This window comes from Desulfofundulus australicus DSM 11792 (assembly GCF_900129285.1).
Taxonomy (GTDB): Bacteria; Bacillota; Desulfotomaculia; order Desulfotomaculales; family Desulfovirgulaceae; genus Desulfofundulus; species Desulfofundulus australicus.
This window is the reverse complement of record NZ_FQUW01000013.1, coordinates 7,499-19,664: the sequence shown is the minus strand read 5'-3', so window position 1 is coordinate 19,664 and position 12,166 is coordinate 7,499. Positions and strand designations below refer to the sequence as shown.

The 12,166-nt window shown below is 50.5% G+C and carries 12 protein-coding genes; 9 read left to right on the top strand and 3 right to left on the bottom strand.

The features are described from left to right. Positions 1-32: 32 nt before the first annotated feature. The 3 genes from BUB44_RS06210 to BUB44_RS06200 all read right to left on the bottom strand — a co-directional run bounded on the left by BUB44_RS06210 (position 33) and on the right by BUB44_RS06200 (position 2,302). Positions 33-320 carry an acylphosphatase gene (locus tag BUB44_RS06210; RefSeq protein ID WP_034635505.1) on the bottom strand — a complete coding sequence of 96 codons (288 nt, stop codon included), beginning with the start codon at positions 318-320 and terminating at the stop codon, positions 33-35. Positions 321-494: 174 nt separating this feature from the next. After that, positions 495-692, bottom strand: coding sequence for a DUF6485 family protein (locus BUB44_RS06205; protein WP_027357461.1), 198 nt, complete (start codon positions 690-692; stop codon positions 495-497). Positions 693-769: 77 nt separating this feature from the next. Further along, positions 770-2,302 carry a YifB family Mg chelatase-like AAA ATPase gene (locus BUB44_RS06200; RefSeq protein WP_073164260.1) on the bottom strand — a complete coding sequence of 511 codons (1,533 nt, stop codon included), beginning with the start codon at positions 2,300-2,302 and terminating at the stop codon, positions 770-772. A gap of 246 nt (positions 2,303-2,548) precedes the next feature. Between BUB44_RS06200 and BUB44_RS06195 the strand changes: the two genes are divergently transcribed. The 9 genes from BUB44_RS06195 to cas2 all read left to right on the top strand — a co-directional run bounded on the left by BUB44_RS06195 (position 2,549) and on the right by cas2 (position 12,111). Next, on the top strand, positions 2,549-3,178 hold the full coding sequence (locus tag BUB44_RS06195) for a hypothetical protein (RefSeq protein ID WP_051618255.1): 630 nt from the start codon (positions 2,549-2,551) through the stop codon (positions 3,176-3,178). A 293-nt stretch (positions 3,179-3,471) separates the two neighbouring features. After that, a complete protein-coding gene (locus BUB44_RS06190; protein WP_073164257.1) occupies positions 3,472-4,200 on the top strand; it encodes a CRISPR-associated endoribonuclease Cas6 in 729 nt (242 codons plus the stop codon). Next, positions 4,194-5,669 carry a type I-B CRISPR-associated protein Cas8b1/Cst1 gene (cas8a1, locus tag BUB44_RS06185; RefSeq protein ID WP_073164255.1) on the top strand — a complete coding sequence of 492 codons (1,476 nt, stop codon included), beginning with the start codon at positions 4,194-4,196 and terminating at the stop codon, positions 5,667-5,669. Before BUB44_RS06190 ends, cas8a1 begins: the two co-directional genes overlap by 7 nt. Further along, a complete protein-coding gene (cas7i, locus tag BUB44_RS06180; RefSeq protein WP_073164252.1) occupies positions 5,670-6,788 on the top strand; it encodes a type I-B CRISPR-associated protein Cas7/Cst2/DevR in 1,119 nt (372 codons plus the stop codon). Then, positions 6,788-7,633 (top strand): type I-B CRISPR-associated protein Cas5b, encoded by an 846-nt coding sequence (cas5b, locus tag BUB44_RS06175; protein ID WP_073164249.1) that lies wholly within the window; start codon positions 6,788-6,790, stop codon positions 7,631-7,633. The genes cas7i and cas5b overlap by 1 nt, the downstream gene beginning before the upstream one ends. 7 nt (positions 7,634-7,640) lie before the next feature. Beyond that, positions 7,641-10,313, top strand: coding sequence for a CRISPR-associated helicase/endonuclease Cas3 (locus BUB44_RS06170; protein WP_073164247.1), 2,673 nt, complete (start codon positions 7,641-7,643; stop codon positions 10,311-10,313). Beyond that, entirely contained in the window at positions 10,300-10,839 is a 540-nt protein-coding gene (gene cas4 / locus BUB44_RS06165; protein ID WP_027357652.1) for a CRISPR-associated protein Cas4, read from the top strand. The genes BUB44_RS06170 and cas4 overlap by 14 nt, the downstream gene beginning before the upstream one ends. 19 nt (positions 10,840-10,858) lie before the next feature. Next, positions 10,859-11,827 carry a type I-B CRISPR-associated endonuclease Cas1b gene (cas1b, locus tag BUB44_RS06160; protein ID WP_073164244.1) on the top strand — a complete coding sequence of 323 codons (969 nt, stop codon included), beginning with the start codon at positions 10,859-10,861 and terminating at the stop codon, positions 11,825-11,827. A 2-nt stretch (positions 11,828-11,829) separates the two neighbouring features. After that, on the top strand, positions 11,830-12,111 hold the full coding sequence (gene cas2, locus BUB44_RS06155; RefSeq protein ID WP_027357650.1) for a CRISPR-associated endonuclease Cas2: 282 nt from the start codon (positions 11,830-11,832) through the stop codon (positions 12,109-12,111). Positions 12,112-12,166: the final 55 nt, after the last annotated feature.

Below are 12,166 nucleotides of genomic sequence, written 5' to 3'. Positions count from 1 at the left end.
CCCCCATGCTGTGAACAGGGGGTCCTTGCAGGCTATACCGTGGGAGCAATGGTAAAATCCTTAAATTCCCCCCGGTATGGTTCATCAATGACCTCTACGTTTTCCACCCGGGAGGAAGGTGAGCCTTCCCGGCACCAGCCAAGCATCTGCTCTACCGCCGCCTCATCACCCTCAAAAACCGCTTCCACCCGTCCATCCCTTAAATTGCGCACCCAACCGGTCAGACCGAGTTTTTGGGCCGTGTCCCGGGTATAGACACGGAAGTACACTCCCTGTACCTTACCGCTGATAAAAACGTGCTTGCGTACCAAACCCAGCACACCCCCTCTGAAAACGTTCTTCGTTCAAAGCTTTAACTTCAAACCACGGGGTGCCCCTGCTTCCTGCCGTAAAAAGGCACAGAAAAGACACGGTTATACGTGCCCGCTCTTCGCGGCCGCCTGGATCAGCCCGGGAAATGGGTGTATGGGAACGAGAGCAGGCACATGAGCTCCTTAACTGGAGCGGTAACAACTGATAAAGCGAGAAATGGAGCGATCATACGTCTTTTCCACTTCCGGCGGGAACAGGCAGCCGGGCAGCTCGTTGTGCTTGCGGTGATAAGCAATACACTCACAGCACTTTCCTTTCCGGGAACATGGTTCATAGGTGCAGGTGCATTGATTTTTATTTTTTTGCACGTGGCATTCCATTATCCAACACCTCCAATAAATTAACAATTTGCTCCAGCATAATCTTATCCCAGGAATTAACCGCAGGCAATCATTTTCTAACCTGGCCAGTACCTGGCCTCCAGGCTGCGGTATTGCACCGCTTCAGCCAGGTGAGCGGCTTCAATCACCTCGCTGCCCTCTAAATCGGCAATGGTGCGGGCAACCTTGAGCATCCGATCATGGGAACGGGCGCTCAAGTTCAACCGGCGGAAAACAGATGCCAGCAGAGACCTGGCTTCCCTGGAAAGGGAACAAAAACGGCGGACCTGGGCCGGGGTCATCCGGGCGTTGCAGGAAGTCCCGCCAGGACCAAAGCGCTGGCGCTGTATGTTCCGCGCCCTTTCCACCCGCTTTTTGATTTCCGAAGATGGCTCACCCGGCTCCCGGCCGGCCAGGTCTTCATAATCCACCCGGGGAACTTCCAGGTGGATGTCGATGCGGTCCAGCAGAGGGCCGGAGATGCGCCCCAGGTATCGCTGCACCTGGTAGGGAGTGCAGGTACATTCCCGGGCCGGATCACCAAGAAAACCGCAGGGGCAGGGATTGGCAGCGGCAACAAGCATCAGACTGGCGGGATAGGTCACTGCCCCGCTAACTCTGGAGATGGTTACCACTCCGTCTTCCAGGGGCTGCCGCAGGGCCTCCAGCACATCCCGGTGAAATTCCGGCAGTTCATCCAGGAAAAGGACGCCGTGATGGGCAAGGCTGATCTCCCCGGGACGCGGATGGCGGCCGCCGCCAATCAGGCCCACCGCGGAGGCACTATGGTGGGGGGAACGAAAGGGTCGCTGCGTTACCAGGGGTTCTCCGGGCTTCAGTAAACCGGCCAGGCTGTATATTTTGGTGATTTCCAGTGCCTCCTCAAAAGTAAGGTCGGGTAAAATGCCGGGCAGTCTCCTGGCCAGCATGGTTTTACCCGAACCGGGAGGGCCGATCATGAGCAAATTATGTCCCCCGGCAGCGGCCACCTCCAGTGCCCGACGCACCGCAGCCTGCCCGCGCACATCGGCCATATCGGCTCCATTTCCACCGCGGTTTAACAAAAGCAGCGGGTCCACCTCGTAGGGGGAAATTTGTTCTTCCCCGCGTAAAAAACGGGTCAACTGCCCCAGGCTCTCTACAGGATAAACCTCCACTTCCCTGGCCAGAGCGGCTTCGGCGGCATTGTCCCGGGGCACTACCACTGCCCGCAAATCCTGCTCCCGGGCAGCCAGCACATTGGGCAGAACGCCGGCCACTCCCCGCACCTGGCCGTTTAAGGATAATTCCCCCAGAAATACATACCGGTCAACTGCGGATTGTTCCAGCTGCCCGGTGGCTACCAGAATGCCCACGGCAATGGGCAGATCATAGAGAGGTCCTTCCTTGCGCAGATCGGCCGGAGCAAGATTTACCGTTATGCGCCGCGCCGGAAACTCGAAACCGGAATTCTTCATGGCTGCGCGCACCCGGTCCCGGGATTCCCGGCAGGCCATGTCGGGCAACCCCACCAGATCAAAGGAAGGCAGCCCGTTGCTCACATCAACCTCCACCTGCACTACCTGTCCCGTTAAACCAAAAAGAGCCGTACTTTTCACAATGGCCAGCATGCAACTTACCTCCAAAGAACCGGCAAGAGAAAACTATGGTCACTTTTTCGCCGGCCCATCCCCACTTCCTGCTTGATGAAGCGCAATTTTAAGGGGCATAATTTGCAAATTCAGAATGCTTTCACTCCGGATACTTAATTTAATTACTGGATAAAGAGAATTGTTCCTTTTCCTGCTGGCTGGCCAAAGTTACGGGGAATATGCTATATTCAAAAAGGACAGGCTTTTCCCAGGGGAGGTAATATTATGCCTGAAGTGCTCGGCAAAATTGAAAAACCTTCCGTCAGCAGTTTCCAGGAGGGTAGGAAGATTTACCTGGTGCCTTTAATTTACACCCCCAGAGAGGTGCCCGAAGATCTTAACGTTAAAATCAACACATACTGGGAGCAGGTTGACCGGCAGTTAGCCGCGCTGGAACGGAAAATGGGGCCGGTTAAGAAAATTTACCACGAATCCCTCGCCGTAAGCGGAGAAACAGGATTGAATATTCTGGAGAAGTTCCACGAAAAGAGCTACAGGATAATTAAAGAGAGGTGCGACCGGGGAGCTTCCCTGGAAGCTACCGAGGACATGGAACTTTTTACCGAAAGCATGGATTGGGGCAACTGCCTGTCCGTAGTTATGAGCCAGAAAACTTTTGATATCATAAGTAAATTTTACCGGGAGGCCAGCGAAAAAAGATTTGCCCATATTTCCCGCCGGATTGACGAGACTCTGGGTGAAAAAGAAGCAGGGTTGCTTTTTATCCGGGAGGACCACGGCGTCCAGTTCCCGGCCAGTATCCATGTATTTTATGTGGCTCCCCCGGCCCTGGACGATATTCACCGCTGGTTCAGGGAAAAAATGAACGCCCGGAACGAGCAGAAGGGAAGCTGATTCTCATAGCTTTAGCTCCCGGTTCGTTGGCCGGCGACAGTATTTCAATTTTAGCTGTGCCAGATAACGGTAAATAGAAGGACGACTAACCTGTCCTGTACTTTACTCTTTTATGAATGCCGTTTGAAGCGGCATTTTTTGTTTAAGCCGTAAATTATTTTGTTTTTCCTCACAGGATTTTGTTTCCTCTTGTAGAAGAAATAGCTTTGGAACAAGTGTGCAAAAGTGCCACAGTCTGATAAAATTGGAGTTAGCTTTTAAAATCCGAGAACGGAAGGAAGTGAACCACGGTTGTGCGGGTAAAGATCAGCATGTTTCCCCGGGAGGATACAGGCGTAATCAACATTTCACTGGACTTCCGCCGGCACTTCATCTCCTTCACCAAAACATTGCTCCAGTCCACCCCCTTTTTCAGCCGTTTTGACGAAACCCGGCCGGGTTACAGCCCTTACGTATTCCACGTCAGTTTTGGCAAAATCCATAATATCGATTTCACGTCAAAGACAATGACTGTCAGACCTCCGGTAACTTATATTTTTTCTACGGGAATACCGGACCTTTTGGCCGGGGTTTGTAATGCCGCCATTGCCTGGAAGGGCAAAGAAGCGGTGCTTGGACTGGTAATCGACAAAGTGGAGCTGCTCCCCTTTCGCCAGCTTCGCAAATGCCATGTCCATTTTCGCATCCCGGGACACGCCGTCTTTCGGGCCAGAGAGGGCTATCTGGATGGAAGAAATATGGCTGCCCTGGAAGAGGCAGTAAATTGCCATCTTGCAACCAGATCTGAATTCCTGTCGCGGTATTACGGTACATATCCGGTTGCAAAAGAAAAGGTTCGACTGGCCTGCGATTCTGTATTAAAAAAAGGGGTCTGCTACCATTACGGCGGTACCCTGACCACCGTCCGTGGTGATATCTATTTGACGGGCAGTCCGGTGGTTCTTCAGTTCCTATATGATTACGGCCTGGGCGTGCGGGCGGGTCAGGGATTTGGTTACGTTGAGGTGGTGCGGGAATGGTAGAACCGGTCACTCTCTACCCTGCTTCCTGGTATTACAATGCCTGCGCCTACGGTTTTTTGAAAGTCCTGGCTTACGGCCTCGGGGAAGAATACGTAGAAAACAACGTTCTGCAAAGGGACGGCACGATACGGCTTACACCCGGGTTAGTGACGGCCCTCTTTACAACGCCTGAGGAAGATCCCTCCCCCCGGGTGCCCGTTAAAGAAGACCGGCACCCACCTGTTAGTGACATCAAGCGGCTGGCCTGGTGGTGGGTGGAGATGAACAGGGAGATGATTGCCTGGAAAGAGGATGAACTCCCGAATAACCTGCCGCCGGAAGAAGTTATCGAAAAAGTATGCAGTAAAGTTATTACGGGCAGGCCATTGCGTGTAGGGACTTATCAGGGAAACTTTAAGAAATACGGAAACCTTTTTCAACCATCTGTTCATCGGGACAAAAAAACTTTTTTAAATAAGTGGTTTTCTTGCAATAGAGATTCGGGACGGGAAAAGTGTAGCTTTTGCGGACAGTTAACTGGTCAATCCGGGGATACTTTTGAACAACGTCTTTATCACCGTTTCTTTATGTCCGTCCTCTCAGATGATCTTGCTTCCTCGACCGGAGAATTCCCAAATTCATTCTGGGACTTTAAGCCTAACCTGCTGTTGTGCCCTTTGTGCCGCTCCATCTTTCTGTGCGCCCACTTTACCATAGTGCAGGTACTCTTCGCCAATACCAGCAACTTTTTATTAACCTGGCATTTCAACAAGTTTCTGGCCCAAAGCCAGAAAAACCTGTTCCGCACAGTTAAAAACTACCAGGAAGAGCTTTTTTACCATTTCCTTCACTTCAATAATCAGATGTCCAGGAGTATGGGGGCATGGGAGCTGCAGGGTTTGGAGTTCCTTAATTTCACCGGGGAAGGAATAGAACACTTCGTCCTGCCACCGGTTGTTTGCAACCTGCTGCTCAACCCGAAAGTAAGCAGTTTGCTGGCCAGGATCAGGAACCGGGCCGTACTCAAATATATCCTGGAAGAGCGATTTGAGCTCCTGCCCAACATTTCTTATAAATCCCTGCGGGTTGCCCTGGGGACAGCTCCCGGAAACGTAAAGGATCCTGAAGCGGAACTTTCGCTTCGGGAAATTATCAACCTCTGCCATTTATATGCAGAAATAAAAAAATTGTTCGAAAGGAGGGAACCTGTCGTGGTCAAAACGGAAGAGGTTTTGAGATGCGGCCAGGAAGCACCTGCAGTGCTGGCCAAAGAAGGAAGCAGCCTAATCTACAGGTTACTGGAGCTTGTGCGGCTGGGGAAAAAAGACGAAGCTTATTACCTGCTTCTCAGATCTTATATTGCAGAAAGCAGGCCTTTTCCACCGGTTCTGACTAAAGTTTTCCAATTGCAAAACATGAATCTTTTTAAAAACTTCATGTTCAGCTACATTGCCGGTGTTCAGAGCAATACTGGAGGAGGCGAGATATAAATGGCATGCAAAGGCATTACGGCCACGATATTATTTGAAAGTTCTGCCCTTAACCGGGACGAAAAGATAGGTGGAAGCGTACTCTCCATAAAAAAACTTGCCCGGGAGCATGGAGTCTTTTCCTACTTCAGCAGGCCAAATATACGCCATCACCTTTTTACCACACTACAGTACCAGTACAACTGGGAACCTGCACCGGTATTACTGGCCGGAGATGGTAATAACAAAGTCATCCAATTCGACTTTCCCAGAGCCAATATACTCACCTACCCCGAATTAGATCTCTTTGGCTACATGAATACCAGTGCCGACGGGCGTCCCACCAGGAAAGCGCCCCTTGGGATTACCAAGGCCGTTTCTGTTGAACCGTGGCAGGCCGACATGTCCTTTGGAGCCAACCACGACCTGGTAGCCCGGCTACGGCAGACCGGGGAAAAGGCCGAACCCAACCCTTATTCAAAGGAAGAACACCATTCCTATTACCGGGTCTCCTTTACCCTTGACCTATGCCGGTTCGGCTATGACGAGTATCTTTATGATGTCGAGAAGAAGTCTAAAAAACCGCCCGGAGCACTTTGTGATTGGCTGGAGAAGAACACCGATTCCGCAACGGAAGAGGAAGTAAGTGAACATGCAGGATGGGCACAAAACAAGATAGCGTCTCTCGGGGAAAAGTTTGAATGGAGAAAATACAGCAAAGAAGAACAAACCGTCGGTTTTGTTGGCATTTCCGGTCAGAAAGGAAAAGCGGTATTTATCGTGGCCGACGAAGAGCGTAAGAAAAGACTTGCAAATTTGCTTTGCGTGTTAAAAAACGGGATTATGCTCCAATCCAGCGGCGAGTGTTACGGCATTGTGCCCCGGTTTATCATAATTGGTTGCCTTACCGTACCCGTTCCGGTTTTCAACAACTTCGTCAATCTCAAAAACGGTAGTGTCGATACGGACGAGTTAAGCAAGGTTATTATGGAAAACGACTATGTCCTGCGCGCCTATGTCAGCAGCTTTTTCCCCTGCGACAAGCTGCTGGAAAAAGGGACCACCAAGGTTACCGAAGGCATCAAGGTCCAGGAGATCCTTTCCTTCTGTCTGGAAAACAATCATGGGGAGAAGAAATGATGGAATACCTGCGCCTATATTTTAGAGCCCCGACAGCCCATTACCGGGTACCTTTTACATACAAGGTCAGGCATAGCTACCCCATACCCCCCTATTCCACCGTTATAGGCATGCTCTGCAACATCATGGGCGAGCAGGAAACCATAGACCGTTTCCTCGGCCAGCCTTTCGGTATTTATATTGCCGGGAAATACCAGACTTTGACGCGGGAATATACCTGGCTGCGCAACCTGGGATCTAAAAGCCACTCCAGCCGTTTTTACAGTAACAATTCACGGTACTTCAGCCAGTTTGCTGAACACCCCGGAGGGCAGAGCCCGGTTGTACTGGATGTTTTAAATGATGTGGAAACCATCATCTACCTGACCCATCCGGACTCCCACATTCTGATCCGGTTGCAGGAAAACCTCTTTCACCCGGAAAGGTGGATTAACCACCTGCATCTGGGGAGAGCCGAAGACTGGGTAGTGCCTGAAAGCACGAATTGGGTAAGACTCCTCCCCTCTGAAAAGGCGGACATAGCCTGGACCGCAGACAGGGGTTACTATTTCTGGCTTCCCCATCCGGAAGAAACCTGGAAGCTCGGGGAATGGGGGGACAGGCAGGAATACACCGAGCTCTTCGATAAAATCATGGGATCTCCCCAGCTTGTTTGCGCCCTTTACAGTAAAGTCAAAGTCCGGAATGAAAAAGGCAGGTCCTGGGAAATTCGAAACTTTAACCATGTGCGCACCAAACTCTGCCGGGGCCAAATTCCATTGGTGCAATTCGGTCGCCTGCCCAGGGTAATGGTCGACCCGGAGTTTTTGCTTCCGGTTTTTCCTGCGCACATCGCATGGAGGTGACCAGGAAATGCCCTTCTGGGCCAAGAGCAACGGCGTCGCCCTCGAAGAACATACTGCCGATGTACTGGCTGCAGTACGGGCTCTCGAACAAAAAAACCGGCAGTACCATGAGCGGGAATTGTGGGAAGACCTTAAACTTGCTGCTTTCCTCCATGACGTGGGGAAGGTTGATCCCGTATTTCAGCAAAAGCTCAAAAATAACGCAGAAGAATCATCCTCAGGAGGAACGACTATATCGCACAACCTGCTCTCCGTTTTTCTCCTCAACCGGGAGAAACTGCTCTCCGCTGCCCGGAACCCCGGGGCGGTCCTGGGTGCAGTGGCCTTTCATCACTGGCGGGACTACTACCCCGACCTCTTTCTCGGTGCAAGGATCGATGAGGTTTCGAAAACGGCCCGGGGCATGCTGGAAGAAAGGGAAATGTGGGAAACTCTCGTGAACAAGCTGCGCCATGAACTCCAGAACCTTGCCCATGAATACGGTATCGACCCGGAATTGATCAGTTTCAACGAAATGTGGGCAAGCTACTTCCAGTATAACAGCATGGGAAATGCGGGATTGCTCCTTCCCCCCTATCTCCTTTCCTTTTTACCTCAGAAACTCATAGTGCGCAATATTCAAGACGACCGGGAAAGAATTTTCATCACCGGGAATTTGATGCGCTGCGACCATTTTGCCTCTTTAATTGAAACGGAAGATCCGGACCTTTCGCCGGAAGACATCGAACACGGTATTTATCCTTCAATTTCGGAACTTCACCGCTCACTGGAGGAGGATTTTCGGGAGAAAGCCGCCGTCCGGAAGGAACCGGAGCCGTCTTTCTGGCAGAAAGACTTCTTCGCCAGCGCCCCTGACCTTGGTGAGGGATCGCTGGTATTCATTGCCCCCACCGGCGTGGGGAAAACAGAGTTCGCCTATCTCTGGGGTGCTGGAAGAAAAAACATCTATCTCCTGCCCATGCGCGCGGCGGTAAACGCCATGTGGCAGCGAACCCGCCGGGCGTTCGGTAAAGCAAAGGAGGATTACGAGGGCCACGTTGCCCTTCTTCACGGTGAAGCGGCGATGGAACTCTGGAACGCAAGCAGAGATACAAACATGGAAGGAGAGAATTTGACGCGCTCCCTGGCCCTTGCCCGGCACCTGGCAGAGCCTTACATCATCGCCACCGGGGACCAGATAGCTCCGGCCGTTTTAAAATATCCGGGCTACGAGCGCCTGTATGCCGTTCTTATGGACTCCTGCCTGGTGGTGGATGAGGTCCAGGCATACGATCCAAAGGCAGCAGCAATTATAACCAGGCTTTTAGAGGATATACATAATTTACAGGGCAGGGTACTTTTGATGACCGCCACCCTTCCCCCATTTGTTCAAGAAGAAATCTCCCAGCGCTTGGGGCTTCCTCCGGAGCGCATTATTAACTTTTTAAACACCCCTTACGGGAAAATGCTTGCCGGCCAGATCCGCCATCATCTTCAGTTCAAAGTCTACACAAAGAAAGATAAACAGGACAAGTCGGGCTATGATGATGCCGAATCTTACCAGAACATGATAGAAGAAATGGTGTCTCTTGCCAGGAACGGCAAAAAGGTTCTGGCTGTTTTCAACACTGTTAAGGCCGCCCAGAAAGCCTATGGACTGATCAGTAATCTGCTGGATGGTATTGAAGAAAGCCCCCCTCTTCTGCTGGTTCATTCCCGTTATACCCGGACGGACAGAAGAAAAAAAGAGAAAGATGTTGAGGACTATATGCCTAATGGGAGGGCGCCGCAATGGGGAAAAGGGTGCCTTGTGCTCGCTACCCAGATTGTAGAAGCTTCCCTAGATATCGACGCGGATATCCTTTATACCGAACTGTGCCCCATTGACAGCCTCATCCAGCGTCTTGGCAGGGTGTGGCGCAGGGCAGCCAGGCAGCCATCCGGAACAGTAAAGCCACCATACACCAATGTTTATATTATGACGGAAGTTGAAGAATTAGCTTCAGGCTGCGGGAGAGTTTACGACAGGCACCTTGTGGCCCTGACCGGATATATCCTCGCCCGCTATGCTGCGGGGGATCTGGAATTAGCAGAAACAGAAAATGTAATTGAAAATCTCCTGACAGAATACACAGACACTTTCAATAAAGATTATAGTGCCTTGTATGAGCTTCTGGCTAAAGCCCCTCAATTTTATCTCAACGAGCAGGCGAAAATGCAACTTGTGACATTAACTTACAGCATCCTCACCCTGGGCTGGAAACGCGGCAGAAAAGATATCGGTTCCTACCTCAAGGAATATTACGAAACTCTCGATATCCTGGACAGCGGTTACTGCTCCGACCGGAAGTACGATGCCCAGCGCCTTTTCCGTCAAGTGTATACCGTAGAAGTTGTTCCCCGGGAAAAAATTGAGGAATTCAATAAAAAGCTCAAGTCTTTTCTTGAACAACAAGACAGGCCGGGCTACTTTGATTTCAATGAGCAGGTCCTGAGCAATTTTACGGTTCCCGTGGACTTCCGTTCTTTACCCCGGCATGCAGATAGGCAAACCTTAACCGATATAATTGACATCGACCATTTCAACGCCAAAACAATCCAGAAAATTAGGCGCTGGCTCCAGGACATTTGGGTGGTCCCTGCCTCCTACGATAACCAGCAGGGCCTGATACTGGAGGCTGATGATATTGGAGAAGAGTGAAGAGCACGACTTCACCACATCCCGGCTTGCCGTTACCGGCACGATGGTAGCTTACTACCACATTTGCCGGCGCAAGCTCTGGCTTTTCGCCCGGGGTCTCAACCTGGAAAACGTCTCCGGAAACCCGGACGTGGTTAAGGGAAAACTTATCCACGAGTCCCGCTTCCAGCGGGAAAATTACCGGGATCTTTCCTTTGACCGGGTGCAAATCGACTTTATTAAATTTGGTGATCAAATATATTTGCACGAAATCAAGAAGAGCCGGAAGTTTGAAGAAGCCCATATCATGCAAATGAAATACTATATCTTTTATTTAAATTCCAGGGGTGTCAGGTGCTTTGCGGGAACGATCCACTACCCTACCGCAATGCGTAAAGTCGAGGTTACCTTCAACAGGGAAGATGAGCTGCGGATTGTCGAGGCATTGAGGGGCATTGAAAATATTCTTAAGAAAAATATCCCCCCCGGTAAAATAAACCGGAAGTTCTGCAGGCGCTGTGCCTATTTCGATTTCTGTTATATTTGAAACTCTGAGAGTGAGGAAAATGAGCAGGACCTATTACATTTTTTCATCGGGACGTTTAAAAAGGGAGCACAACACACTCTGCCTGGAAAATGAAGCGGGCCGCAGGGTAATCCCCGTAGAGGATGTAGAACAGATTTACTTTTTCGGCGAAACCGAGTTTAACTCACGGCTCCTGGATTTCCTGGCCCATAAAGGGATTACTGCCCATGTCTTCAACCACTTCGGTTACTATACGGGGAGTTTCATTCCCCGTGCAAGTCTGCTTTCAGGTTTTCTTCTTGTCAGGCAGGTTGAGCACTACCTTTGCCCGGATAAGAGGCTTGTTCTTGCCAGATCTTTTGTTGAAGGAGCTATCCACAATATAAGGCGCAACCTGGAAAAACGGGGGCTTGAGGAAGTTTGCATGGCACTGGACAATTATCGCCATGCCCTGAAAAAGGCGTCAAGCATTGAAGAAATAATGAGCACCGAGGCCCATGCTCGCAAGCATTATTATTCCGCCTGGGAAAAAATCACCGGCTGGGAGTTCGGTGAACGGACAAGGCAGCCGCCACAGAATGCTCTGAACGCTCTGATCTCTTTCGGCAATGCCATGACTTATACAACGGTGCTGAAAGAAATTTATAAAACAGCCCTTAACCCAACCATTAGCTACCTCCACGAACCATCGGAAAGGAGATTTTCTCTCGCTCTGGATATTGCGGAAGTTTTTAAGCCGGTACTGGTGGACAAGATTATCTTCCGCCTTATCAACCAGAAACAGCTCACCCTCGACCACTTTAACCGGGACCTTAATGCGACCTATTTATCGGAAGAAGGACGGAAAATCTTCGTTCGCGAATTTGAGGTACAAGTAGAAAGTACCATCCTGCACCGGGTTTTGCGCCGCAAAGTAAAGTACAAAAGCTTAATCAGGCTTGACCTGTACAAACTGATTAAACACTTGCTTGGAGAAGAAACGTTCACCCCGATGAAAGTGTGGTGGTGAATGTGCATGTTATTCTTGTCTATGATATAAACACGGAAGATAATGCGGGAAAGAAACGCCTGCCAAAGGTACTGAAGATCTGCCGCAAATATCTTGTCCACGTTCAGAAATCAGTATTCGAAGGACACCTTACAGAGGGGCAGTATTCTCGCCTGCAGCATGAACTCGGGAGAGTGGTCGACAAAAAGGCCGATTTTGTAATTGCGTATAAGCTTGGGGATGGAGTAAAGTTAGAAAAAGACATCTTGACCGAAACACCTGACCCTACGGATAATTTCCTCTAGACTTTATTTACAAAGCCGGAGGGTTGACGCAAAAACTATCCCGGAAGGCGCGATC